21 protein-coding genes and 1 tRNA gene are annotated in these 24,327 nt (G+C 70.6%); 6 read left to right on the top strand and 16 right to left on the bottom strand.

The features are described 5' to 3' along the window. Window positions 1–307 precede the first annotated feature (307 nt). From thrB to argS, 4 genes are all read right to left on the bottom strand, one after another. Window positions 308–1,252, bottom strand: a complete 945-nt coding sequence (gene thrB, locus A3Q40_RS03940) for a homoserine kinase (RefSeq protein WP_068099877.1) — start codon at window positions 1,250–1,252, stop codon at window positions 308–310. A gap of 7 nt (window positions 1,253–1,259) precedes the next feature. After that, entirely contained in the window at window positions 1,260–2,522 is a 1,263-nt protein-coding gene (locus tag A3Q40_RS03935; RefSeq protein ID WP_068105153.1) for a homoserine dehydrogenase, read from the bottom strand. A gap of 83 nt (window positions 2,523–2,605) precedes the next feature. Next, window positions 2,606–4,024 (bottom strand): diaminopimelate decarboxylase, encoded by a 1,419-nt coding sequence (lysA, locus tag A3Q40_RS03930; RefSeq protein WP_068099876.1) that lies wholly within the window; start codon window positions 4,022–4,024, stop codon window positions 2,606–2,608. Further along, window positions 4,021–5,673, bottom strand: a complete 1,653-nt coding sequence (gene argS / locus A3Q40_RS03925) for an arginine--tRNA ligase (RefSeq protein ID WP_068099875.1) — start codon at window positions 5,671–5,673, stop codon at window positions 4,021–4,023. Before argS ends, lysA begins: the two co-directional genes overlap by 4 nt. Before the next feature lie 234 nt (window positions 5,674–5,907). Here argS and A3Q40_RS03920 point away from each other — a divergent pair, with 234 nt between their 5' ends. The 3 genes from A3Q40_RS03920 to A3Q40_RS03910 all read left to right on the top strand — a co-directional run bounded on the left by A3Q40_RS03920 (window position 5,908) and on the right by A3Q40_RS03910 (window position 7,627). Then, complete coding sequence (locus A3Q40_RS03920) at window positions 5,908–6,771, top strand: DUF3105 domain-containing protein (protein WP_068105150.1); 864 nt, start codon at window positions 5,908–5,910, stop codon at window positions 6,769–6,771. Beyond that, the gene (locus A3Q40_RS03915; RefSeq protein ID WP_068099874.1) at window positions 6,768–7,499 is read left to right on the top strand and encodes a DUF305 domain-containing protein; all 732 of its coding nucleotides are present in this window, start codon (window positions 6,768–6,770) and stop codon (window positions 7,497–7,499) included. The genes A3Q40_RS03920 and A3Q40_RS03915 overlap by 4 nt, the downstream gene beginning before the upstream one ends. A gap of 55 nt (window positions 7,500–7,554) precedes the next feature. Beyond that, window positions 7,555–7,627, top strand: a tRNA-Arg gene (locus tag A3Q40_RS03910). 7 nt (window positions 7,628–7,634) lie between these two features. On the opposite strand, the gene A3Q40_RS03905 is transcribed toward A3Q40_RS03910, so the two are convergent. Beyond that, complete coding sequence (locus A3Q40_RS03905) at window positions 7,635–8,309, bottom strand: alpha/beta hydrolase family protein (protein WP_068099873.1); 675 nt, start codon at window positions 8,307–8,309, stop codon at window positions 7,635–7,637. An 86-nt stretch (window positions 8,310–8,395) separates the two neighbouring features. Beyond that, window positions 8,396–9,274 (bottom strand): hypothetical protein, encoded by an 879-nt coding sequence (locus tag A3Q40_RS03900; protein ID WP_068099872.1) that lies wholly within the window; start codon window positions 9,272–9,274, stop codon window positions 8,396–8,398. Window positions 9,275–9,500: 226 nt separating this feature from the next. Here A3Q40_RS03900 and A3Q40_RS03895 point away from each other — a divergent pair, with 226 nt between their 5' ends. Then, the gene (locus A3Q40_RS03895; RefSeq protein ID WP_068099871.1) at window positions 9,501–10,031 is read left to right on the top strand and encodes a MarR family winged helix-turn-helix transcriptional regulator; all 531 of its coding nucleotides are present in this window, start codon (window positions 9,501–9,503) and stop codon (window positions 10,029–10,031) included. A gap of 32 nt (window positions 10,032–10,063) precedes the next feature. Here the strand turns inward: A3Q40_RS03895 and A3Q40_RS03890 are convergent, their stop codons facing one another. The 7 genes from A3Q40_RS03890 to A3Q40_RS03860 all read right to left on the bottom strand — a co-directional run bounded on the left by A3Q40_RS03890 (window position 10,064) and on the right by A3Q40_RS03860 (window position 19,309). Continuing rightward, a complete protein-coding gene (locus A3Q40_RS03890; protein WP_157889693.1) occupies window positions 10,064–10,822 on the bottom strand; it encodes an enoyl-CoA hydratase in 759 nt (252 codons plus the stop codon). Window positions 10,823–10,881: 59 nt separating this feature from the next. Beyond that, window positions 10,882–11,772, bottom strand: a complete 891-nt coding sequence (mmsB, locus tag A3Q40_RS03885; protein ID WP_068099869.1) for a 3-hydroxyisobutyrate dehydrogenase — start codon at window positions 11,770–11,772, stop codon at window positions 10,882–10,884. After that, window positions 11,769–12,878 (bottom strand): enoyl-CoA hydratase/isomerase family protein, encoded by a 1,110-nt coding sequence (locus A3Q40_RS03880; RefSeq protein ID WP_068099868.1) that lies wholly within the window; start codon window positions 12,876–12,878, stop codon window positions 11,769–11,771. Before A3Q40_RS03880 ends, mmsB begins: the two co-directional genes overlap by 4 nt. Continuing rightward, entirely contained in the window at window positions 12,875–14,014 is a 1,140-nt protein-coding gene (locus A3Q40_RS03875) for an acyl-CoA dehydrogenase family protein (protein ID WP_068105148.1), read from the bottom strand. Before A3Q40_RS03875 ends, A3Q40_RS03880 begins: the two co-directional genes overlap by 4 nt. 16 nt (window positions 14,015–14,030) lie before the next feature. Beyond that, window positions 14,031–15,569 (bottom strand): CoA-acylating methylmalonate-semialdehyde dehydrogenase, encoded by a 1,539-nt coding sequence (locus A3Q40_RS03870; protein ID WP_068105145.1) that lies wholly within the window; start codon window positions 15,567–15,569, stop codon window positions 14,031–14,033. Between the two features lie 63 nt (window positions 15,570–15,632). Continuing rightward, window positions 15,633–16,415, bottom strand: a complete 783-nt coding sequence (locus A3Q40_RS03865; protein WP_068099867.1) for an SWIM zinc finger family protein — start codon at window positions 16,413–16,415, stop codon at window positions 15,633–15,635. Further along, window positions 16,415–19,309: a DEAD/DEAH box helicase gene (locus tag A3Q40_RS03860; protein ID WP_068105141.1), complete on the bottom strand. Its 2,895-nt coding sequence runs from the start codon at window positions 19,307–19,309 to the stop codon at window positions 16,415–16,417. The genes A3Q40_RS03865 and A3Q40_RS03860 overlap by 1 nt, the downstream gene beginning before the upstream one ends. A gap of 142 nt (window positions 19,310–19,451) precedes the next feature. Here A3Q40_RS03860 and A3Q40_RS03855 point away from each other — a divergent pair, with 142 nt between their 5' ends. Together A3Q40_RS03855 and A3Q40_RS03850 are read left to right on the top strand one after the other, a co-directional pair. Continuing rightward, the gene (locus A3Q40_RS03855; RefSeq protein WP_068105138.1) at window positions 19,452–20,129 is read left to right on the top strand and encodes an HNH endonuclease family protein; all 678 of its coding nucleotides are present in this window, start codon (window positions 19,452–19,454) and stop codon (window positions 20,127–20,129) included. Window positions 20,130–20,147: 18 nt separating this feature from the next. Next, window positions 20,148–20,966 (top strand): shikimate 5-dehydrogenase, encoded by an 819-nt coding sequence (locus A3Q40_RS03850; protein ID WP_068099866.1) that lies wholly within the window; start codon window positions 20,148–20,150, stop codon window positions 20,964–20,966. A gap of 4 nt (window positions 20,967–20,970) precedes the next feature. Here A3Q40_RS03850 and nagB read toward each other — a convergent pair whose 3' ends face one another. The 3 genes from nagB to A3Q40_RS03835 are packed head-to-tail and all read right to left on the bottom strand — an operon-like array spanning window position 20,971 to window position 24,095. Next, window positions 20,971–21,762: a glucosamine-6-phosphate deaminase gene (gene nagB, locus A3Q40_RS03845; RefSeq protein ID WP_068099865.1), complete on the bottom strand. Its 792-nt coding sequence runs from the start codon at window positions 21,760–21,762 to the stop codon at window positions 20,971–20,973. Continuing rightward, complete coding sequence (locus tag A3Q40_RS03840; protein ID WP_068099864.1) at window positions 21,763–22,935, bottom strand: N-acetylglucosamine-6-phosphate deacetylase; 1,173 nt, start codon at window positions 22,933–22,935, stop codon at window positions 21,763–21,765. Beyond that, entirely contained in the window at window positions 22,932–24,095 is a 1,164-nt protein-coding gene (locus tag A3Q40_RS03835) for a PTS transporter subunit EIIC (protein WP_082834060.1), read from the bottom strand. Before A3Q40_RS03835 ends, A3Q40_RS03840 begins: the two co-directional genes overlap by 4 nt. Window positions 24,096–24,327 lie beyond the last annotated feature (232 nt).

The raw sequence follows: 24,327 nt of genomic DNA, 5'->3' as shown, positions 1-24,327 counted from the left end.
TCCTTCCCTCGCGCGCCTGGTGCGCAGATCGAGGGTTCGTGTCCGACGTTCGGAACTCGTACCGAACGCGGATGCCACGTACGTCGCGTCGAGAAGAGGGCTACCGGACGAGGGTCACGTCCGCGGCGGACTCCGGCGGCTCGATCGAATCCGAGGTGACGGACCGAGGGACCGAGGAGCGGGGGTGCGACCGTGGAGAGACCAGAAGTCGGCGCGACTGCGCACGATGTACGGACGAGCCCCACAATAGCCAACACGCACGACACGAGCAACAACGCCCCGGTCGGCGCGTCGCACTGTCGCGCGGTCAGTCGACGACGAGCGACGATTCCACGGCGTCGGCGATGTCCAGTTCGAGCACGGTCATGCCGTCGTCCTCCGCCTGCGTGCGCAGGTCCGCCGACAGCGACTCCGTGCCGAGGACGAGCACCGTAGGTCCGGCGCCGGAGACGGTCGCGGCGTGTCCGTGGTCCCGGAGCGTGCGAACCCAGCGGGTGGTGGTCGGCAGGGCCTCGGCGCGATAGGGCTGGTGAAGACGGTCCTCGGTGGCGAGGTGCAGCAGGTCCGGCCGAGAGGTGAGCGCGACCACGGCCAACGCGGACCGGCTGGCGGTGAATGCAGCGTCGCGATGGGGCACGAGGTCCGGCAACAGTCCGCGGGTGTGCGCCGTGGACGACTTCTCCCCCGGGATCAGCACGGTCGCTCCGAGATCGGGATGGACGTCCAGGCGGACGGCAGCGAAGTGCCGCGGCCCCTCGGGCGGGCCGACCTCGCGACTCCACGAGACGACGGCGCCGCCGAGGACGCTCGCCGACGCGTTGTCCGGATGACCTTCGAACTCGGACGCCAACTGCACGAGCGTGTCGGGGGCGAGCATCAGCGACGGATCGACCGCCGCGACGAGAGCGTTGGCCGCCGAGAGACCACCCACGGCCGCGGAGGCCGAGGAGCCGAGTCCGCGGGAATGCGGAATCCTGTTGTGGCACACGACCTCCAGGCCGTTCGCCCAGACTCCCGCCGCTTCGAGGCCGCGTTCGATGGCGCGGACCACCAGATGCGAAGGCCCCCAGGGGACCTCGCTCGCACCCTCGCCGTCGACACGCACCGCGAGCCCCGACCGCACCGCGGTGACGGTGATCTCGTCGTACAACCCGAGGGCCAGACCCAGGGTGTCGAACCCCGGTCCGAGATTGGCGCTGGACGCCGGCACGACCGCACGTACCGACGTTCCCTCGATCAGGGTGGCGGTCACGACGCGATCACTCGGAGGTTCCCTCGAGCCGCAGCACGCTGGTCACGGCGCCGACGATGTCGAGGTCGGACAGGGCCGCGACGGTGGCGGCGAGCGCCGATTCCTTGGCCCGGTGGGTCACCACGACCAGCCGAGCGCAGTCGGACGCGCCTTCCTGCCGGACCGTGGAGATGCTGACGCCGTTCTTCGCGAACTCCGCGGCGACGGCCGACAGCACGCCCGCACGGTCCTCGACCTGCATGTTGACGTGGTATCGGGTGGGGGTGTCACCCATCGGCGCGATGGGGAGCTCGGCGTACGTCGACTCGCCCGGGCCGCGTCCGCCGAAGAACTTGTTGCGCGCGGCCATCACCAGGTCGCCCATGACCGCCGACGCGGTGGGGCCGCCACCGGCGCCCTGGCCGTAGAACATGAGCTGCCCGGCGGCCTCGGCCTCCACCACGACGGCGTTGAACGCGCCGGACACGCGGGCGAGGGGATGCGACAGCGGCAGCAGCGCCGGGTAGACCCGAACCGAGATGCGTTCGGTCCCGTCCTCCACCACCCGCTCGCAGAGGGCGAGCAGCTTGACGGTGCAGTCGAACGCCTTGGCCGTGGCCAGATCGTCGGCCGTGATCGACGAGATGCCTTCGCGGTGCACGTCGGCCGACGTCACCCGGGTGTGGAACGCCAGCGACGCCAGGATGGCGGCCTTCGCGGCGGCGTCGTAGCCCTCGACGTCCGCGGTCGGGTCGGCCTCGGCGTACCCGAGACGGCCCGCCTCGGCGAGCGTCTCCGCGTAGTCCGCGCCGGTCTCGTCCATGGCGGACAGGATGAAGTTGGTGGTGCCGTTGACGATGCCGATCACGCGATCGACCCGGTCACCGGCGAGGGACTGCATGAGCGGACGCACCACGGGAATGGCTCCCGCGACGGCGGCCTCGAAGTAGAGGTCCGCACGGTGCCGCTCGGCGGACGCCGCCAACTCCCCGGTGTACTCGGCCAGCAGGGCCTTGTTGGCGGTGACGACCGACTTGCCGGCGTTCAGCGCCGACAGGATCAGCTCCCGTGCGGGCTCGATACCGCCGAGCACCTCGACCACCAGATCGACGTCGTCCCGCGCGACGAGACCGTGCACGTCGGTGGTGAGCAGGTCGGCGTCGATACCGCGGTCCTTCGACAGGTCGCGCACCGCGACCCCGCGCAGCACCAACGGCGCCCCGACCCGCGCGGCCAGATCGGCGGCGTGGTCCTGCAGGATGCGCACGACTTCGCTGCCGACGTTGCCCATCCCGAGCACCGCGACGCCGAGCGGCTTGTCGACGGGGCTGACGAACGCGGCCGGACGATCCTCGTCGCGGACGGTCTGAGCGGTCACCGGTCTACCTCCAAGCTGAGCAGGTCGTCGAACGTTTCACGGCGGAGCACCGTTCGGGCTTCGCCCCCGCGCACGGCGACGACGGCCGGTCGGGGCAAGAGGTTGTAGCGGGACGACATCGAATAGCAGTACGCGCCCGTCGCGGCCACCGCGAACAGGTCGCCGTCGTCCAGGTCGTTCGGCTGCCACGTATCGCGAATGACGATGTCGCCGCTCTCGCAATGCTTTCCGACGATGCGAGCCAGGACCGGATCGCCGTCGGACTCGCGCGAGACGAGACGACCCACGTACTCCGCCTGGTAGAGCGAGGTCCGGATGTTGTCGCTCATACCGCCGTCGACGCTGATGTAGCGGCGCGTGCGGCCGGGCTCGACGGTGACGTCCTTGACCGTGCCCACCTCGTACAGCGTCACGGTGCCGGGGCCGGCGATGGCGCGACCGGGCTCCACGGCGAGCGTCGGCGGTTCGATGCCGATCGCCGCCGACTCCGACCGCACGATCTCGGTCAGCTTGGCGGCCAGATCGTCCACGGGGGGCGGGTTGTCCCCCGGCAGGTACCGAATTCCCATGCCGCCGCCGAGATCGACGACGTCGATCTGCGAGGTCTTCTCCACCCCGAACTCGGCGCGGATCTGCCCGAGCAGCCCGATGACCCGGTGGGCCGCGAGCTCGAAGCCGTCGACCTCGAAGATCTGCGACCCGATGTGCGAATGCAGGCCCACCAGACGGAGGTTCGCGGCGTCGAACACTCGACGAACCGCCTGCATCGCACTGCCGTCGGACAGCGAGAAGCCGAACTTCTGGTCCTCGTGCGCGGTGGCGATGAACTCGTGCGTGTGCGCCTCGACGCCCACGGTGATGCGAATCAACACGTCCTGCACCGTGTTCGCGGCCGCGGCGATCTCGTCGAGTCGGCCGATCTCCGCCATGGAATCCAGGACCACGTGCTCGACGCCGGCGCGCACACCGGCGGCCAGCTCCTCGCGGGACTTGTTGTTGCCGTGCATGGCGATCCGGTTCGCCGGGAAGCCCGCGTTCAAGGCCACGGCCAACTCGCCGCCGGAGCAGACGTCGAGCGACAGGCCCTCGTCGGCGACCCAGCGCGCGATCTCACCGCACAGGAAAGCCTTGGAGGCGTAGTGAACTCGGGCCGGCGCCCCGAAGGCGGCCGCCATCTCGCGGCAGCGCGACCGGAAGTCGTCCTCGTCGATCACGAATAGCGGTGTGCCGAACTCCCGAGCGAGGTCGGTGACCGGCACCCCGGCGAGGGTGACCACACCGTCCTCTCGCCGACGGGCGTTGCGCGGGAACACGGTCGGGTCGAGATCGGTCACCTCGGCGGCGGCCGTCGGACGATCGGGCATCGCGGGACCGGGCGACGCGGCATGCCGCGGGCCGGCAGGATGCGCGCTCACATCTTCTCCGGAGCGGAGACGCCCAGCAGGTCGAGGCCGTTGGCCAGGACCCGCCTCGTGGCGTTGCCGAGCGCGAGCCGAGCGGTGTGGACCGGCTCTGCTTCCTCGTCCCCTCGGGGAAGGACGCGGCAGGCGCCGTAGAAGCGGTGGTACGCGCCGGCCAGGTCCTCCAGGTAGCGAGCGATGCGGTGCGGCTCACGCAGACTCGCGGCGCTCTCGACGACGCGCGGGAAGTCGCCGAGAGTGCGGATCAGGTCACCCTCGTTCTCGTGCACCAGCAGGGAGAAGTCCGGCGCATCCGCCGAGACGCCCAGCTCCGCCGCACCGCGCGCGAGCGAGCACAGCCGTGCGTGCGCGTACTGCACGTAGTAGACGGGGTTGTCGTTGCTCTTGCTCGCCCACAGGGCGAGATCGATGTCGATCGACTGATCGACCGAACTCCGGACCATCACGTACCGCGCGGCGTCGATGCCGATGGCCTCCACCAGGTCGTCGAGGCTGATGACGGTGCCGGCGCGTTTGCTCATCTTCACGGCGACGCCGTCGCGGACGAGGTTCACCATCTGACCGATGAGGACCTCGACCGTCGCGGGATCGTCGCCGAAGGCCGCGGCCGCGGCCTTGAGCCGACCGATGTATCCGTGGTGATCGGCACCGAGCATGTAGATGCACAGGTCGAAGCCGCGGGCGCGCTTGTCCTGGAAGTAGGCGATGTCACCGGCGATGTAGGCCGCGTTGCCGTCGCTCTTGACCACGACGCGGTCCTTGTCGTCTCCGTACTCGGTGCTCCGGAGCCACCAGGCCCCGTCCTTCTCGTAGAGGTTGCCGGACGCCTTCAGGGTCTCCACGGCCCGCTCCACGGCACCGGACTCGAACAGCGAGTTCTCGTGGAAGTACACGTCGAAATCGGTTCCGAACTCGTGCAGGTCGGCCTTGATCTTGGTGAACATCGCGTCCACGCCGATCGACCGGAACGCTTCCTGACGCTCGTCCTCGGGCAGATCCAGCGCATCCGGCCGCTGCTCGAGCACGTGCGCGGCGATCTCGGCGATGTACTCGCCGGCGTAGCCGTCCTCGGGAGCCGGGAGGCCCTGCGCCGCTGCGACGAGCGAGCGGGCGAACCGATCGATCTGCGCGCCGTGATCGTTGAAGTAGTACTCGCGCGTCACCGCGGCGCCGCGCGAGGTGAGGATGCGCCCGAGCGCGTCACCGACGGCGGCCCACCGCGTCCCGCCCAGGTGCACGGGTCCGGTGGGGTTGGCCGAGACGAACTCCAGGTTGATCGACGTGCCGGCGAGCGAGTCCGATCGTCCATAGGCCTCGCCCTCGGTCAGCACCCTCTCGACGATGGCGCCCTGCGCCGACTTGGCCAGGCGAATGTTGAGGAAGCCGGGCCCGGCCACGTCGACCTCGTCGACGGCGGATTGCCCGGCGAGCGCCTCGGCGAGCCAGGTCGCGAGGTCACGCGGTGCGACACCGGCCTTCTTGGCGACCTGCATGGCGACGTTGGTCGCGTAGTCGCCGTGCTCGGGATTGCGCGGCCGGTCCACCGTCACGGCGGCCGGCAACACCGCGGCGTCGAGGCCGCGCTCGGTCAGGACGGTCGCAGCGGTGGCACGCAACAGTTCGGCGAGGTCGGCGGGAGTCACGAGGCCCTATCCTATGGCCAGGACGCACACGCCCCGAACCGTGGTCGGTCCCGCCGCCCGGTCGGGGGCATGCAGCCATCAGCGCAGTCTCAGACTCGCTCCGTACAGTAGGGATGCCTCGCCGCCCGCGCCGGCAGCCTCGACACGCCCCGCCGACTCCGTCGGCCGCGCCTCGGCTGCCCGACGACGAGCGTCCGCGGCGACATGACCCACGACCGAAAGAGCACACCGACGATGCCCAGCGGTTCCGACAAGTCCGGATCGAAATCGGCCAAGGCCATCAAGGCGGCCGGCAAGAAGAGCAAGACCAAGGGCGGTGTCCCCGCCCGGAGCGGTGGCGCCCGTGGTCGCAACGTGCCGTGGCTGACCATCGGTGCCGCCGTGGTCGTGATCGGCCTCATCGCGGCCCTGGCGATCAACCTGATCCCGAAGTACCAGGATCGGGCCGAGGCGCAGCGCTTCGCGCCCAGCGAGTCCAACCAGGACCCGTCGACGGCCATCGAGGGCGTGCAGATCCAGCAGTACCCGGCTGCGCTCCACGTCACCGGGACGCAGCGCGTGGCGTACGACCAGTCGCCTCCGTTCGGCGGACCGCACGATCAGATCTGGGCCAACTGCATGGGCACCGTGTACCCGGACGGTCTGCGCACCGAGAACGCCGTGCACTCCCTCGAGCACGGTGCCGTGTGGATCGCGTACGACCCCGACGCGCTGTCCGAGGATCAGATCGCCACGCTCGCATCCAAGGTCGAGGGCCAGCAGTACATGCTCATGTCCGCCTACCCCGGACTGGACTCGCCCGTGTCGCTGCAGTCGTGGGGCCACCAGCTGAAGCTGGACAGCGTCGACGATCCGCGCATCGACCAGTTCATCACGGCGCTGCGCCTGAACCGGTTCCAGTACCCGGAGGTCGGAGCCAGCTGCTCGACCACGCCGCAGACCTTCGACCCGGACAACCCGCCGCCCTTCGACCCGACGCCGCCGGGAGCGGACGCCGTGCCGATGTCCGGTGAGGGCATCACGCCCGACAGCACCGAGCTGACCGATCCGATGCAGCTGCCGGCCGATCCGGCCCAGCCCGTCGTTCCGACGCCGTGAGCGGGGACGCTGCCGACGCCCGGACCGAGGGGCTCGAGTCCGCACCGCGACGTAGTCAGCGCGGCCCGCTGCTCGCGCTCGGCGTCGTGGCGCTCCTGCTCGTCGGGTTCGCGGTCGGCTTCCTCGCCCAGCTCCCGCTGCGCGACGACGCTCCGGCCCACCCGGCGCTGGACTCGGTGGACGTCGGTTTCGCGCAGGACATGACCGTGCACCACAACCAGGCCATCGAGATGGCCACGGTCGCACTGGGTTCGGCCACGGATCCGCTCGTGCGCAACCTCGCGTACGACATCCTCACCACCCAGCAGAACCAGGTCGGCCAGATGCAGGGGTGGCTTGCACTGTGGGACGCTCCCCCGCTCCCGACCGGGGGCTACATGGGGTGGATGTCCGACGGCTCCGGTCACGGCGGCCACGGCGGAGGCGGGATGGCCGACATGTCCACGAACGCCGGGTCCGGCGACGGCACCGTCGCGGCGATGCCCGGCATGGCCACGGCACAGGACATGACGAACCTGCGGGCCGCCACCGGCCCGGCGGCGGACGTGCTGTTCCTGCAGCTGATGCTGCGCCACCACCAGGGTGGACTGCCGATGATGGAGTACGGCGCGATGCACGCGAGCTCCGCCGTCGTACGTCAGCTCGCGCAGACGATGGTGGACACGCAGCAGTCGGAGTCGCAGCTGATGACCCAGATGCTGACCGAGAAGGGGGCTGCGCCGATCTGACGTTCGGCATGCGCTAGTCTGTGACAGCCCGATCGGCACACCGGTTCTCCGGTGCGCCCCCGTAGCTCAGGGGATAGAGCGTCCGCCTCCGGAGCGGAAGGCCGCAGGTTCGAATCCTGCCGGGGGCACTCCTTGTCACCCGTCTCGTCGCACCCACTCCCTCTCCACCGCGTCTGCGGTGAGGGCCGCCGTGGGCTTGCGGGTCGGGGCCAGATCGTGTCCCGCCCCCTCCACCGTGACCACGTGAACCGCGGCCGGAATCGTGCGCACCGCGCCGGCCAGTTCCTCGCTCGTCGCGAACGTGTCCTTGCAGCCGTGCACGAACACCGTCGGCACCGTGATCGCCGGGAAGTGGTCGACCCGCAGCACGTCCGGCTTGCGAGGCGGGTGCAGCGGATAGCTCAGCAGAAGGAGCCCGTCGGCCACGGCCGGGTTCTCGGCCACCAGCATCGAGGCCTGCCGTCCACCGTAGGAGTGACCGCCGACGATCACCGGGGGACGACGGCGTTCCCGCGCCACCGCCCATGCGGCGACGGCGGCGATGCCGGCGCGATCCGCGGCTGCGCCCGCGCGGTTCGGCGGCCCCTTCGGACGCTCCTGCCGGAACGGCAGCGTCATCCGCACCACCCGCAGGCCGCGCTCCGCCAGAGCCGTCGCCACGGCGACGAGCACCGGCGCGTCCCTGTCGCTGCCTGCGCCGTGCGCGAGGATCAGCAGAGCGGTCGGGTCCCCGTCCGGATCGTGCACCGCGACGTCGATCCCCTGCCCCTCCCACTCCCCTGTCCATGCCGCTGCGTCGCCCGCTGTCATGACACCGGAGGATAGGCCGAGGAGCGCCCACAGCAGAACGGGCCCCGGCGTGATCGCCGGGGCCCGTTCGTCGCTGGACGGACGAGTCAGGGGACCTGCGTCAGGCCCACCGTCGGGAAGAACGCGCATGTCTTGCCGTCGTGCGTCACCTGGCCGAAGACCGCGGCGAGCACCGTGCCGGACCCGGTGGCCACGGGAGCGAGCCGCACGCCGGCGCTCGGGAACGCCGCGAGGTTGCGCTGCACGAGGTCACGCGCGGGACCCTGGATCGGCGCGGGGAGGCCGTCGATGATCTCCGAGGAGATGACGTCGGCCAGCCCGCCCATGTCGGCGAACCCGCCCTTCAGCGTGTTGACGTTGAACCACGCGACCTGCATGCCCGACTTGTTCGCGGCGTCGTTCACGATCCCGCCCGGCGCGGGCACGAAGGCGTAGAGGGTCTCACCGGGATCGGCGATGGTGGTGTCGACGCCGGGCAGGGTGGGCAGGGCGCCGACGCCGGGAACCTTCGGCGTGTAGGGACCGGGAGCCGCACCCGCGACCGCCGGCACGACGCCGAACGGCACGCCGGGGAGCGCCGAGCAGTTCAACGCGGCGGTCGGATAGAAGAACGGCGTGAGCCCGAAGCCCTGGAGCAGGCCGTTCGCGGCGTCGGCGAGGGCGAGGGGGTTGCCGTTCGGCTCCGCGACGTCGACGGTGGGTGCGGCACCCAGGACGGCGCGGGCGGCGTCCAGGGCGGTGTCGGTGGGGTCGGCGGGGTCGGTGGGGTCGCTACCCTCGGCCGATCCGGTGCCGTCACCGGATCCGGTGCCCTCGAGCAACGCGATGGCGTCGAGCAGGGGGTTGGACTCGGGGACCAGCGGCACGGTCGGCTCGGCCGTGGCCACCGCGGGAACGGCGAGCGCTCCGGCGCACGCAAGGGCGAGGCCGGCGACGGTGCGCCGGAGTCGTCGGGATGTACGCATGGTCTCTCCTGGATACGGGTTCGGGCCGGTACGGAGTCCACGGACGAGGCGTCGAGGCGACGACGCGGACTGCTCGGTACGAGTTCACCACGCGCCGCGCCGCATCACGGCTGCCGAGACCTCATTGATACCGAAGTGTCGCATGATGCTGATGTGACTGCTGTGAATCAAGGCGGTTCACACGCATCACACTGACCACGGGGCATCGTCGTGGAAGGATCGACCCATGCCCTCCGCACCGAAGCTCCCGCTCGACCCGATCGCCGAGGCCCATCGGCAATGGGTTCGGCACGGATGGACCGACGCCGCGGACGGCATGGCAGCGGTGACGTCGATCATGCGGGTGCAGCAGATCATGATGGCCCGCGTCGACGAGGTGCTCAAACCCACCGGACTCACGTTCGCCCGCTACGAACTGCTGACCCTGCTCACCTTCACCCGCACCGGGGCACTCCCCATGGCGAAAGCCAGTGCGCGCCTGCAGGTTCACCCGACGTCGGTGACCAATGCCGTCGACCGACTCGAAAAGGCCGGCCTGGTCACCCGAGTCCCCCACCCCACCGACCGACGGACGACCCTGGTCGAGATCACCGACAGCGGACGACGATTGGCCGTCTCCGCCACCGAGCAATTGAACGACCGTGTGTTCGGAGACCCCGGCGTGGCCGGCCGCGAACTCGACTCCCTGGTCGCGATTCTCGCCGGCGTCCGCCGTCGGGCAGGCGATTTCGACGACGAGGACGACTCCGGCTGGTGACCGACGCGGGGCCTCGGTCACCGGCCGGGCGCTCAGCGGTGGCGGAAGTTCGGCGTGCGCTTCTCCACGAACGCCGACATGCCCTCGGCCCGATCCTCCGTCGCGAACGTAGCGTGGAAGACGCGGCGCTCGAAACGAACTCCCTCGGCGAGGGTGGACTCGAACGCCCGATTCACTGCCTCCTTGGCGAGCATCGCCACCGGCAACGACTGCGACGCGATGGTCTGCGCCGTCGTCATCGCCTCGGTCTCGAGGTCGGCCGCCGGGACGATGCGGGAGACGAGCCCGGCACGCTCGGCCTCCTCGGCGCCCATCCGACGACCCGTCAGACACATCTCCATGGCCTTGGCCTTACCGACTGCCCGCGTGAGCCGTTGCGAGCCCCCGATGCCGGGGATGGTGCCGAGCGTGATCTCCGGCTGACCGAACTGCGCCGTGTCCGCCGCGAGCAGGACGTCGCACATCATGGCCACCTCGCAGCCGCCGCCGAGGGCGTATCCGGCGACCGCGGCGAGGGTGGGCGTCCGCACCGCGGCGAACCGGTCCCACTCGGTGAAGAGGTCGCCGCCGTGGACGTCGGCGTACGTCTTCGATTGCATCTCCTTGATGTCCGCGCCGGCGGCGAACGCCCGCTCGGACCCGAGGAGCACGATGCACCCGATCTCCGGATCGGCATCGAAACTTTCTGCCGCGGTGACCACCTCGTGCATGAGGGTGGAATTCAGCGCGTTGAGGGCCTTCGGCCGGTGCAGGCGGATCACCGCGACCCGGCCCGTCACCGAGGTCTCGATGGTCTCGTGGCGGTCGGTCCCGGATGCCCCCGATGCCGCCGATGCCCCCGGTTCCGTGCTCACGCCGTCTCCCCCGATCGCTCGCGGATGTCCTGGACGATGCCGGAGAAGTCGGTGCCTCCGTGCTCGCGGGCGTAGTCCTCGTACAGCTCGGCGGCGAGCAGGCCCATGCGCGCCGGGACTCCCGTGGCGCGCACCGCATCCGCGGCCAGGCCCAGGTCCTTCCGCATGAGGGCGGCGGCGAAGCCGGGCGTGTAGTCGTTGTTGGCCGGTGACGTCGGAACCGGGCCCGGCACCGGACAGTTGGTGGTCAGAGCCCAGCACTGGCCGGACGCGGTGGAGGCCACGTCGAACAGCGCCTGGTTGGTCAGCCCGAGCTTCTCGCCCAGCACGAACGCCTCGCTCACCGCGACCATGGAGATGCCCAGGATCATGTTGTTGCAGAGCTTCGCCGCCTGCCCGTTGCCGCCCTGACCGCAGTGAACCACCTTGCGGCCCATGATCTCCAGGTACGGCGTGGCGGCGGCGACGTCCGCGTCGGGCCCGCCGACCATGAAGGTGAGCGTGCCGGCGGTGGCACCACCGACCCCGCCGGACACGGGGGCGTCCACGGCGCGATGTCCGGCGCCCGTGGCGATCTCGGCGGCGGCGCGGGCGTCCGCGACGTCGATGGTGGACGAGTCCACGAACAGCGTGTCCGGCTCGGCCGCCGGCACGATCTCGGCGTAGCAGTCCAGGACGTGGCGGCCACTCGGCAGCATCGTGACGACCATGGACGCTCCGGCCACCGCCAGGGCGGCGGAGGCGACGACCGTGACGCCGTTCGCGCGGGCGGCGTCCTGTGACGCGGGGACCGGATCGAAGCCTCGGACGTCGTGGCCTGCGGCCACGAGGTTGGCGGCCATGGGTCCACCCATGTGGCCGAGGCCGAGGAAGGCGACAGTGCTCATGCGGGGAATCCTTCGGAGGAGAGGGGTTCGGTTCGGGTGGCGAGGCCGAGTTCGGCGTCCCCGAGCGGGGCGAAGAAGCGGTCGACGTCGGCGGCGGTCACCTCGCCGAGCGTCGCCGGCCGCCACGACGGCGTGCGGTCCTTGTCGACGACCTGCGCCCGGATGCCCTCGACCAGATCGGGCGAGTCGAGCGAGGCGATCGACACGCGGTACTCCTCGTCGAGCACCTCGTCGAGGGACGACGCGGCGGCGGCGCGGCGCAGCGACCGCAGCGTGACGACGACGGAGGTGGGCGATTTCGCCTCGATCGCGTCGGCCGCGGCGATCGCCTCGGCGACGCCGGACCGGCGCAACCGGTCGACGATCTCGGCGGCGTCGTCGCCGGCGTAGGCCTCGTCGATCCACGATCGCCGGTCCGCGAGCGGAGAGTCGGGCGCCGGGGAGGCGAGGGAAAGCGCGGTGTCGACGGTCCCCGTGTGCAGCGCCTCCACGAAGGCGTCGAGGTCGGCCGTCGGCACGTAATGGTCGGCGAACCCGGCGGCGATGGCGTCGCCGGCCGACATCCGCGCCGTGGTGAGCGCGAGGTGTGTGCCGAGCTCGCCCGGCGTGCGCGCCAGCAGGTAGGTGCCGCCCACGTCGGGCACGAAGCCGATGCCGACCTCCGGCATCGCCACCTTCGCGGTGTCGGTGACCACACGCACCGACGCGTGCGCCGAGATGCCGACGCCGCCGCCCATCACCGCGCCGGCCATGACGGCGACGACCGGCTTGGGGTAGCGATGGATGCGGGCGTTCATCGTGTACTCGTCGCGCCAGAACTGCGCCGTCGCCGAGCCGGTGGGCCAGTTCGCGCCCGCCTTGGCCTTGGCGTCGTCGTGGATGGCGACGATGTCGCCGCCCGCGCACAGCCCGCGCTCGCCGTTGCCGGTGATCAGCACGACGCGCACCGCCGGGTCCGCCGCCCAGTCGATCAGGGCTGCGTCGATGGTGCGCACCATCGCGTGACTGAGCGCGTTGATCGCGCGCGGCCGGTTCAGGGTGATCGTCGCGACGCCCCGATCGACGCCGAGGAGCACCTCCGGTTCGGCGGTGCCGGTGTCGGTCATGCGGCGCCCACCACGGACCGCGCGATGACGAGTCGCATCACTTCGTTGGTTCCTTCCAGGATCTGGTGCACTCGGAGATCGCGCACGATCTTCTCGAGTCCGTACTCGCTGAGATAGCCGTAGCCGCCGAGCAACTGCAGCGCGTCGTTGGCGACGGCGAATCCGGTGTCCGTGGTGAACTTCTTCGCCATCGCGCAGAGGGAAACCTTGTCCGGGGCATCGGCGTCGAGGGCGGCCGCGGCCCGCAGCAGCAGGACGCGGGCGGCCTCGAGGTCGGTCCGCATGTCGGCGAGCCGGAACTGCAGGGCCTGGGCGTCGAGCAGACGGGCACCGAACGCACGGCGATCGGCGAGATACCGCACCGCCGTGTCGAACGCCGCGGCGGCACCGCCGAGCGAGCACGCCGCGATGTTGATGCGGCCGCCGTTGAGTCCGTTCATCGCGATGCGGAACCCGTTGCCCTCGCCGCCCAGGAGGTGATCGGCCGGAACGCGAACGCCGTCGAGAATCACCTGCCGGGTCGGTTGGGCGTTCCACCCCATCTTGATCTCGTTGGGGCCGAACGACAGTCCTGCCGTGTCCTTCTCGACGACGAACGCCGAGATGCCCGACGGCCCGGGGCCACCGGTCCGGGCCATGACGACGTAGACACCCGACGTCCCGGCCCCGGAGATGAACTGCTTGACGCCGGTCAGCAGCCAGTCGTCGCCGTCACGGACGGCCTTGGTGGTGAGGGCCGCCGCGTCCGAACCGGCCCCGGGTTCGGTCAGGCAGTAGCTGCCGAACTCGTCCATCGCACACAGGGACGGCAACCACCGGCGGCGCTGCTCGTCGCTGCCGTACGTGTCGATCATCCAGGCGACCATGTTGTGGATGGACAGGTAGGCCGCGACCGACGGATCCCCACCGGCCAGCTTCTCGAAGATGCGGACGGCGTCGACACGGCGCAGACCCGAGCCGCCGACGTCCTCGGCGACGTAGATCCCGCCCATGCCGAGCGCCGCCGCCTTGCGGAGGACGTCGACCGGGAAGTGCTTCTCCCGATCCCACTCCACCGCGTGCGGAGCGAGGAACTCCGCGGCGAACTCCGCGGCGGTGTCGGCGATCGCGCGCTCGTCCTCGTCGAGCGCGAACAGATCCGAGGTCACTCGCTCAGTCCATCGTCGGGATGACGAAGTGGTTCTGCGTGACGGCTTCCTTGCGACCGCTCGGCCACCGCTGCGTCACCGTCTTGGTCTTGGTGTAGAAGCGCACCGAATCCGGCCCGTGCTGATTGAGGTCGCCGAAACCGGACCGCTTCCACCCGCCGAACGTGTGGTACGCGATCGGCACCGGGATCGGCACGTTGACGCCGACCATGCCGACGTTCACCCGTGCGGTGAAGTCGCGGGCGGTGTCACCGTCCCGGGTGAAGATCGCGACGCCGTTGCCGTACTCGTGGGCCGACGGCAGGCGCAACGCCTCCTCGTAGTCCGCCGCCCGCACGATCTGCAGGACCGGTCCGAAGATCTCCTCGCGGTAGATGCGCATCTCCGGCGTCACGTGGTCGAAGAGGGTTGCGCCGGTGAAGAACCCGTCCTCGTGACCGGCCAGGGAGAAGCCTCGGCCGTCGACCACGAGGTCGGCGCCTTCCTCGACACCGATCCCGACGTAGCTGTTCACGCGCTCGACAGCGTCGGCCGACACCAGCGGCCCGAAGTCGCTGGCGGCGTCGTCGCTGCGTCCGACGCTGAGCTTCTCGACGCGCTCGACGAGCTTGGCGCGCAACGCCTCCGCCGTCTCCTCACCGACGGGCACGGCGACCGAGATGGCCATGCAGCGCTCGCCCGCGCTGCCGTAGCCGGCGCCGATGAGGGCGTCCGCCACCTCGTCCAGATCCGCGTCGGGCATCACGATGGCGTGGTTCTTGGCTCCGCCGAAGCACTGGGCCCGCTTGCCGTGGGCCGCGGCGGTCTCGTAGATGTACTGCGCGATCGGGGTGGACCCGACGAAGCCGACGGCACGAATGCGCTCGTCCGTCAGCAGCGCGTCGACTGCCTCCTTGTCGCCGTTGACGACCTGGAAGATTCCGGGCGGGCCGCCGGCCTCGAGGAACAGCTCGGCCAGACGCAGCGGCACCGACGGGTCACGCTCGGACGGCTTGAGCACGAAGGCGTTGCCGCACGCGATGGCGGGCGCGGCCTTCCAGAGGGGGATCATCGCGGGGAAGTTGAAGGGCGTGATCCCGGCGACCACGCCGAGCGGCTGACGCATCGAGTACACGTCGATGCCGGTTCCGGCGCTCTCGGTGAACTCGCCCTTGAGCAGGTGCGGAATGCCGGTCGCGAACTCGACGACCTCGAGGCCCCGCTGGATGTCGCCCTTGGCGTCCGCCACGGTCTTGCCGTGCTCGGAGGACAGCAGGTGCGCCAGCGAGTCCATCTCGGCCTGCACCAGTGCGAGGAAGCGCATGAGGACGCGGGCACGCTTCTGCGGATTCTGCAGCGCCCAGTCACGCTGCGCCGCTTCGGAATCGGCGATCGCCTCCGACACCTCGTCGACCGACGCCAGAGGAACGCGGGCCTGCACCGCACCGGTGTTCGGGTCGAAGACGTCGGCGAATCGCCCCGAGCGGCCGGGGACGTGCTTGCCGCCGACGAGATGCGTCAATTCGCGGGGTGCGGCGTCGGACGGGGACTGATCGAGAGCCATGGAACCACCTTCGTCGTAGATACGGGTCATCCTATGGTTGGACGTCCACGTATGTCTACGCCTCTAGCGGAATCCGCCCAGACGCCGGTACAGGCCCCGCAGTTCCTCGGCGCCGGCACGCACCGCCGCCTCCCCCACCGCAGCCCCTCCCACCTCGGCGGTCCGCAGTGCGGTGAGCAAGTGGCCGTCCTCGAGGTCGTCGGGTGCCGCCGCGAACGGCACCTCCGGCAGGGCGGGCAATACGGTGGCGTCCCCGAAGTGATCCGCCGGATCGACGAGGGACACGCCGTCGTCCTCGGTGTCGCCGACCAGGGCGTCGACCGACAGTCCCCGCAGCACCAGCAGCCGTGTCGGATCGGCATCGATCCGCTCCGCGGTGAGGTAGGTCAGCGCCGCCGCATGCTTGCAGGGCGAGCCGTGATCCGGACACGAGCAGTCGTAGCGCAGGTCGGACGCGCTCGACGGGAGCAGCCACCGGCCCAATTCCTGCGGCAACGCACCCGAGGCGAGCGCCGTCAGCATGCCCGGCGACCGGCGCACGGTCTCGACGACCTCGTCGGTGTCGAACGGATCGAGGGTGGCCACGGTGACGGTGGCCGAGAAGGGCTCGACCTGACTGCCCTGGACGTCGCCCTCGATGCGGCCGGGCAGGACCGCGAGCGAGATCACCTGTCCGTCCCGCGCGTACGTCCGGCCGCGAGCGAGTCGGCCGTCCTCGGCCAACCCTTCCATGGTCTCGACGAATCGTCGCCCCCACCACGTGGATCCGAACTTGCCGCGCGCGGTGGTCGCCCGCACCCCGTCCTTGACCTTCCGCCGCGGCCCGTACCCGTCCGGCCACGCCATCACTCGCCCACCGCCTCGTCGGAGAGCGACAGCAGGGTTCGGAGCTCTCCGGTCGACATCTCGGTGAGCCAGTTCTCCCCGCTGCCCACGGCCAGATCCGCGAGTCCGGCCTTGTCCGTGAGGATCTCGTCGATCCGCTCCTCGAGCGTGCCGACGCAGACGAGCTTGCGCACCTGGACGTCTCGGCGTTGACCGATGCGGAACGCCCGGTCGGTGGCCTGGTTCTCCACCGCCGGGTTCCACCACCGATCCAGGTGGACGACGTGGTTCGCCGCCGTGAGCGTCAGCCCGGTTCCGCCCGCCTTCACCGTCGCCAGCAGGATCGGCGGCCCGTCGCTCGACTGGAACCGTGCGACCATCTCGTCCCGGCCGCGCTTGCTCACCCCGCCGTGCAGGAACGGCACCTCGACGTCGAACCGCTCCGCCAGGTACGGCGCAACCATCCGGCCGAAGGCAGCGAACTGCGTGAACACCAACGCCTTCTCCCCGTCGCCGAGTACGGAATCGAGAATGTCCTCGACCAGTGCCACCTTCCCGGATCGATGCCGGCCCCGTCGCAGCACCGTCGACCCGTCCGCCAGGAAATGCGCCGGGTGGTTGCACACCTGCTTGAGCCGGGTCAGCGCCGCCAGGACAGCACCCTTGCGTTCCATGCCCTCCGCCTCGTCGATCTGCCGCATCGTCTCGTCCACCACGGCCTGGTAGAGGCTCGCCTGCTCCGCCGTGAGGTTGGTGCGCACGGTCATCTCGAACTTGTCCGGCAGATCCGCGATGACCGCCTTGTCCGTCTTCACCCGCCGCAGCACGAACGGCGCGGTGAGAGAACGCAATCGAGCCAAGGCATGCTGATCGCCCTCGCGCTCGATCGGCACCGCGAACCGAGCCCGGAACACCGCCGCGCCGCCCAGCAACCCCGGATTGCAGAAGTCGACGATCGACCGCAACTCCTCGAGCCGGTTCTCCACCGGTGTTCCGGTCAGCGCGATGCGGTGCTCGGCCGGAACGGCGCGCGCCGCGCGCGCCTGAGCCGTCCCGCTGTTCTTGACGTGCTGCGCCTCGTCGAGCACCACACGCCGCCACCGCGCCGCCGACAACGCGGCGACGTCGCGGGCGAGCAGCGCGTAGGTGGTGACGACCAGGTCGGACGCGGCGATCACCGCCTGCAGATCGTCCCCCGTGACGCGACCCGCGCCGTGGTGGACGTGGACGGCGAGGTCCGGCACGAACGTCGCCGCTTCGCGAGCCCAGTTGCCCACCACCGACATCGGGGCCACCACGAGCGTCGGCCGACGACCCTCCGGCGGCGTGGCCTCGCGTTCCGAGGCCAGCAGCACCAGGATCTGCACGGTCTTCCCCAGCCCCATGTCGTCGGCGAGGATCGCCCCCAGTCCGAGCGAACTCATGAACGCGAGCCACTGCACGCCCCGCTCCTGGTACGGCCGCAGCGTCGCCCGCACGGACGGCGGGACGACGACCGGCTCGGGACGGCGGTCACCGTCGAGCAGAGCGGCGACCCAACCGGTCGCGGCGACGTCCGTGACCGGCGCCGGCGGCGGTTCGGCGGCGGCGAGCTGTCCGAGCGCCGACGCCAGCGGCACCGATCCCGGCGCACGATGCCGCTCGACGTAGTCGATGGCCCGAGCCAGCACGGCGCCGTCGGCGTGCACCCACTTGCCGCGCACCCGCACCAGATCAGCCTTCGACGACGCGAGGCGGGACATCTCCTGCGGCGTCAACACCATGTCGCCGACGGCCACCTGCCAGTCGTACTCGACCAACCGGTCGAGCCCCACCGCCGAGTCCTTCGTGGTGGGCGACGGCGGGGCGTCGACGGCCAGCCGCATCGAGGTGTCGACGCGCGCCCATTCCCGCGGCAGCAGAACGTCGACGCCGACGCTCTGCACGGCGTGAACACCGGACACGACGAAATCCAGCACCTTCTCGGTGGGCAGCAGCAGATCCAGCGAGCCCGGCGCGGTGACGACCGACGCGAGCGGCGGGTAGGCACCCACCGCCTCGGCGAGTGCGCGCACCGCACTGCGGAACCGGGTGGCGTCGGCGACACCGGCGCCCGGCCGGAGCGAGACCGGTTGCGGCGCTTCGCCGTCAGGCCGGACGAGGACCTCGAGCCGCCACAGGGCGGACGCACCGTCCCCGATGTCGAGATCGGCGTCCTGATCGAGATCGTCCGGTTCCACGAGCCGCAGGACCAGAGCGGCATCCTCGCCCTGCAGACTCTCCCGCCACCGGTCGAGAGCCTGCTCGGATCGCGTCGACCCGTCGTCGTACGGCTCCTCCTCGACGAGCGCCACGAGCAGCGGATGCGCCGCGTCCGGCCGGCCGAGGACGTGGCGCACCACCGGATCGGTGAGTTCGCCGATCAGATCGTCGAGCACCGCGGCAGGATCACCCTCGGCTCGTTGGACCGGCGGCATGGCCGAGAGCAGTTCGGCCCGCCAGCCCCGCTGGTGCTCGTCGCCGAGCAGCCGCCAGCGCAGCCACCATCGGTTCTCGAGTCGCACCTGGTGCGGCACCACCCGACCCGCACGCGTCCACCGTTCGAGGCCGCGGGTGACCGCGGCCAGATATCGCAGGTCGCCGGACAGCGCGGGATGCACGAGCGGCACCCGGCGCAGCAGATCGGCCGCTTCCATCGGAGCGAGGGCGGCCGCCGGCATCGACTCCACCCGATCCGCCGCGCCGCCATCCGGGGGCATGGTCACCGAGGCGGTGTGGCGCAGGCGGCGCGCCATGACGCGGGCGAGGAACGGGGGCAGATCCTCGTGCCCCTCACCCCCGTCGGTGCCGTCCCCGTCGGTGCCGTTTTCTGGTGAGCCCGAAACGTCCTGCCACAGCAGCAGCCCCGAGCCGGGGGTCCAGAGTCCGTGGAGCACGAGTCCATGAAAGCACCGAGGTCCGACACCGGCACCGGCACCGGCCACACCGCGACCGACGAGCCTGTCGGTGGCGGCGGGCATACTGCGCACCGTGTTCACGCCGCCCCGCCGCCCGTTCTCCGGCCCGTCGTTCGCAGCGGTGGCGGTACTCGCGGTACTCGTGTCCGTTCTGGCGGGGTGCTCGCTGATCGCGCCGGTGGAGCCGGCGCCCGGCAGTCCGCCCGCGTCCGCGCTGGACGACCTGTTGGCCCGCGTCGCGGTGGTGCCCGAGCGCCCGGACGTGCCGGGGTACCAACGCAGTTGCAAGCAGGGCGACGGGTGCGTGTTCGGGCCGGCGTGGACCGACGATCACGACGGCCCCGGCGGTCACGACGGGTGCGGCACTCGGGACAACGTCCTGGCGCTCTCGCTGACGGACGTGCAGTTCCGCCCGGGCACCAACGACTGCGTGGTGGTCGCGGGCACGCTGGCCGATCCCTACAGCGGCGAGGTGCTGCCCTTCACCAAGCAGAACGCGAACGAGGTGCAGATCGACCACGTCTACCCGCTCGCGGCGGCGTGGGACATGGGCGCGGCCGCGTGGCCGCTCGAGACCAGGATCCGCTTCGCGAACGATCTCGACGTCAACCTCATGGCCGTGTCCGGCGCGGAGAACCAGGCCAAGAGCGACAAGACGCCCGCGGACTGGCTGCCGCCCGATCCCGCGTACCACTGCTTCTACGTGGGGCGGTACCTGACGGCGGCGGTGTCCTACGGGCTGCCCGTCACGGCGGCGGATCGGGACGCGATGGCGGCGGTATCGGCGGGGTGCCCCTGAGCGTTAGGGTTGCCGACCATGTCGCGGATGCTCACCAAGGACACTCGGCTCTGCATGTCCCTGTCCGGTCGCCCGAGCAACATCGGTACCCGGTTCCACAACTACCTCTACGACGAACTCGATCTCGACTTCGTCTACAAGGCGTTCACCACCGACGATCTGCCGGCCGCCATCGCGGGGATCCGCGCGCTCGGGATCCGCGGCTGCGGCGTGTCCATGCCGTTCAAGGAGGCGTGCATCGACCACGTCGACGTCATGCACCGCTCGGCGTCCGCCATCGACTCCGTGAACACCATCGTCAACGAGGACGGAGTCCTGCACGCCCACAACACCGACTACTCGGCGGTGGCCGACCTGGTCGGCGCGGCGAACGTGGACCGGGCCACGCCGGTGACCGTCACCGGGAGCGGCGGAATGGCGAAGGCCGTCGTCGCCGCCCTTCGCGACAGCGGGTACACCGACGGGATCGTGGCCGCGCGCAACGAGCGCACGGGCCCGGCGCTGGCCGACGCCTACGGGTACCGGTGGCAGCCCGTTCCCGATCCCGCGCCCGGGTCGTTCCTGGTGAACGTCACGCCGGTCGGGATGGCCGGGGGTCCCGACGCCGACGCCCTGCCCTTCGGGTCCGAGGCCGTCGCCGCGGCGACGGCGGTGATGGACGTCGTGGCGATGCCCAGCGAGACCCCCCTGATCCGGGCCGCACGCGCGGCCGGCACGCCGGTGATCACCGGCGCGGAGGTCATCGCGCTGCAGGCCGCGTCGCAGTTCACGCTCTACACCGGCGTCACTCTGCGGCCGGAGCAGATCCAGCGGGCGTCGGAGTTCTCGCGGCGCTGACGGCTCACCATCCCTGCCACGACGGCTTGTGCGCTGCGGCGTAGCGGTAGTAGTCGGCCAACTGCAGCCCCGCCGCGGCGGCCTCGTCGATCACCACCGTGACCCGCGGGTGCAGTTGGATCACCGAGGCCGGGCAGAAGGCCGAGACCGGTCCCTCCACGGCGGCGGCCACCGCGTCGGCCTTGCCGTCGCCGAGCGCCAGGAGCACCAGATGCCGGGCCTCGCCGATGGTTCCGAGCCCTTGCGTCATCACGTGGTGCGGCACGTCCTCGGCGGAGTCGAAGAATCGAGCGTTGTCCCGTCGGGTCTGCTCGGTCAGAGTCTTCACACGCGTCCGTGACACCAGCGACGACCCTGGCTCGTTGAACCCGATGTGCCCGTCGGTGCCGATGCCGAGCAACTGCACGTCGATGCCGCCGGCCTCGGCGATCGCCCGGTCGTACCGCGCCGATTCGGCGGGGACGTCCTCGGCCTCGCCGTCGGGACCGTCGATCGCGGTGGGGTCGATGTCGACCAGCGCCGCGAACTCGTCGCGTATCACCGAGCGGTAGGACTGGGGGTGCGCCGTCGGCAGCCCGACGTACTCGTCCAGCAGGAACGCCCGCGCCCGCGCGAACGACAGGCCCTCTTCCCGGTGACGCCGACCGAGCTCGCGGTACACCCCCAGCGGGGTCGACCCCGTCGCGAGGCCGAGCACCGGGCCGCCGGGATGGTCGCCCGCACGCACGCACCGCTCGACGATGTCCGCGGCCAGCGCATGCACGGCCGCCGCGTCGTCACGAATGACGATCTCCACTCAATCCACGTCCTCTCCTGCTCGCACCACGCCGACGGGCGCGAGGCGATCGTCGGTGATCACCAGGTCGGCGCGTAGCCCCGCCTCCAACCGACCGAGCGTGTTCTCCAGTCCGAGGAACCGCGCCGGCGTCGCCGACCCCATCCGCACCGCGGACACCAGATCGACGCCGGACTCCTCGACGGCACGACGGACGATGTCGAGCACCGTCGACGTGCCTCCGGCGATGGCACCGCCGGACGTCAGCCGGGCCACTCCGTCGGTGACGGTGACGTCGAGAGCGCCCAACCGATACGGCCCGTCCGCGACGCCCGCCGCGGCCATCGCGTCGGAGACGAACGCGACGCGGTCCGGTCCCACCAGATCGACCACCGCGCGGACCGTCTCGGGGTCGAGATGAACGCCGTCCCCGATCAGTTCGAGCATCATCTCCCCGCGCGCGGCCGCCGCGAGGCAGGCCGCGACGGGACCGGGGGCGCGGTGGTGGAACGGCGGCATGCCGTTGAAGAGGTGCGTCGCGGACACCGGTCCGGTCAGGCGACGGGCGACGTCGGTGACGGTCCGCGCGTCGGTGTCGGTGTGGCCGAGGGATCCTCGGACGTCGTGACGAGCCAGCACGTCGATCAGGTGGTCGACGCCGTCCGTCTCGGGCGCGAACGTCATCGACCGCACGGCGCCCTGGCCGGCGGTGAGAACCCGGTCCAGCATCTCGACGTCGACGGGGACGATCGACGCCGGATCCTGTGCGCCGCACCGACTCACGGCGAGGAACGGCCCTTCGAGATGCACACCGGCGATGTCACCGGAGTGCCACAGGGCCGCCAGTACCGACGTCTGGCGCACGAGCACGTCCGCCGGGGCGGAGACGAGCGAGGCTAGCATCGTCGTCGTCCCGCGTCGGCGGTGGAAGCGCACCGCCGTCGGCGCGGAATCCGCTGTCGCATCGGGAAATCCGACACCACCACCGCCGTGGCAGTGCACGTCGACCATGCCCGGCAGCAGGGTGAGCGGCGTCGCCGGCCCCCCGTCGGACCGGTCCGACTCGATCCCACTGTCGAACCGGTCCGACGCCGGTCCCACCCACTCGATTCGCTCGCCGCGGGTGATCACCACGCCGTCGTCGATCACCGCGTCGGCGGTGACGACGCGTCCGCGGAAGAGGCGCTCGGTCACGCCTTTCCGGACGCGTCGTCGAGCACCGCGTCGTCCTCCCGACCGGGCGTGCGGAGGTTCCACTTCTTGATCACGACGCTGAAGAGCACGTAGTAGATCACCGCGTAGACCAACCCGATCGGAATCAGCATCCAGGCCTTGGTGGCGATGCCGAAGTTGAGGAGGTAGTCGATACCGCCCGCGGAGAAGAAGAACCCGTCGTGGATACCGAGGGCGTTGGTCAGCGCCATCGACGTACCGGTGAGTACGGCATGCACGACGTAGAGGGGCCACGCGACGAACATGAACGAGTACTCGAGCGGCTCGGTGATGCCGGTGACGAAGGCGGTGAGACCGGTGGAGAGCATGATGCCGCCCACGACCTTCTTCTGCGAAGGCTTGGCGTTCCGGTAGATCGCGAACGCGGCCGCGGGAAGAGCGAACATCATGATGGGGAAGAAGCCGGTCATGAAGACGCCGGCCGACGGGTCGCCGGCGAAGAACCGGTTGAGGTCACCGCGGACGATCTGCCCACTGGCGTCCGTGTAGTCACCGACGAGGAACCAGACGACCGAGTTCAGGATGTGGTGCAGGCCCGTGGGAATGAGCATGCGGTTCGCGAAGCCGTAGATGCCGCTGCCGACCACGGAGTGATCCGCGACGGTGGTACCGACCCAGTTCAGGGCACTGTAGAAGAGCGGGTACAGGAACGACATGAGGACCGCGACGATCAGTCCCGTCACGGCGGTGAGGATGGGAACCAATCGACGACCGCTGAAGAACCCCAAGTAGTCCGGCAGCTTCTGCCGGTAGAAGCGTTGCCAGAGAACGGCGGAGAGCAGACCGATGACGATGCCGGCCAGGACGCCGTAGTCGATGGTGGCGGGATCGCCGTTGGCGTCCACCTCACCGGCGAGCACCACGGGTGACATCGCCTCGAAGACGCCGTTCATCACCATGTAGCCGACGACGGCGGCGAGAGCGGTGGATCCGTCGGCCTTCCGTGCCCACCCGATAGCGATGCCGACGGCAAAGATGAGGGGCAGCCAGGTAAAGACCGATTGACCGGCCGCGGAGATGACGGACGCCGCCGTCTCCAGCGGTGCGAACCGGCCGAGCAGGTCGGGCTGCCCCAGGCGGAGCAGGATGCCGGCCGCGGGCAGCACGGCGATGGGCAACATCAGCGACCGGCCGAAGCGCTGCAGTCCGGCCAATGACCGGGACTCCTTCTTGACCGTCGAATCCGCGTCCGGCGCGGGCGTTCCTGTGGAACCGTCGATGGGGGCAGCCATGGGGACCTTCTTCTCGAAGAGTGTTGTGGACCGGCGTCTCCCACGGGTACTGTCCGGTCATAACCAGTTGTAGTTTGGCCAGGTCGGACGTCGATGTCAACCGGCTTCTGTGACCGCGACT

Origin of the sequence: Rhodococcus sp. PBTS 1 (assembly GCF_001620025.1) — a bacterium.
Taxonomy (GTDB): Bacteria; Actinomycetota; Actinomycetes; order Mycobacteriales; family Mycobacteriaceae; genus Rhodococcoides; species Rhodococcoides kroppenstedtii.
This window is presented reverse-complemented; position numbering and strand designations above follow the sequence as displayed.

Bases quoted from the DNA above. Each gene is read 5' to 3' on its own strand.
- A3Q40_RS03935 (WP_068105153.1), bottom strand. From the start codon at position 2,522: ATGGGCAACGTCGGCAGCGAAGTCGTGCGCATCCTGCAGGACCACGCC.
- A3Q40_RS03920 (WP_068105150.1), top strand. From the start codon at position 5,908: ATGCCCAGCGGTTCCGACAAGTCCGGATCGAAATCGGCCAAGGCCATC.
- A3Q40_RS03905 (WP_068099873.1), bottom strand. From the start codon at position 8,309: ATGACAGCGGGCGACGCAGCGGCATGGACAGGGGAGTGGGAGGGGCAG.
- A3Q40_RS03900 (WP_068099872.1), bottom strand. From the start codon at position 9,274: ATGCGTACATCCCGACGACTCCGGCGCACCGTCGCCGGCCTCGCCCTT.
- A3Q40_RS03895 (WP_068099871.1), top strand. From the start codon at position 9,501: ATGCCCTCCGCACCGAAGCTCCCGCTCGACCCGATCGCCGAGGCCCAT.
- mmsB (WP_068099869.1), bottom strand. From the start codon at position 11,772: ATGAGCACTGTCGCCTTCCTCGGCCTCGGCCACATGGGTGGACCCATG.
- A3Q40_RS03880 (WP_068099868.1), bottom strand. From the start codon at position 12,878: ATGACCGACACCGGCACCGCCGAACCGGAGGTGCTCCTCGGCGTCGAT.
- A3Q40_RS03870 (WP_068105145.1), bottom strand. From the start codon at position 15,569: ATGGCTCTCGATCAGTCCCCGTCCGACGCCGCACCCCGCGAATTGACG.
- A3Q40_RS03865 (WP_068099867.1), bottom strand. From the start codon at position 16,415: ATGGCGTGGCCGGACGGGTACGGGCCGCGGCGGAAGGTCAAGGACGGG.
- A3Q40_RS03850 (WP_068099866.1), top strand. From the start codon at position 20,148: ATGTCGCGGATGCTCACCAAGGACACTCGGCTCTGCATGTCCCTGTCC.
- A3Q40_RS03835 (WP_082834060.1), bottom strand. From the start codon at position 24,095: ATGTTGCCCATCGCCGTGCTGCCCGCGGCCGGCATCCTGCTCCGCCTG.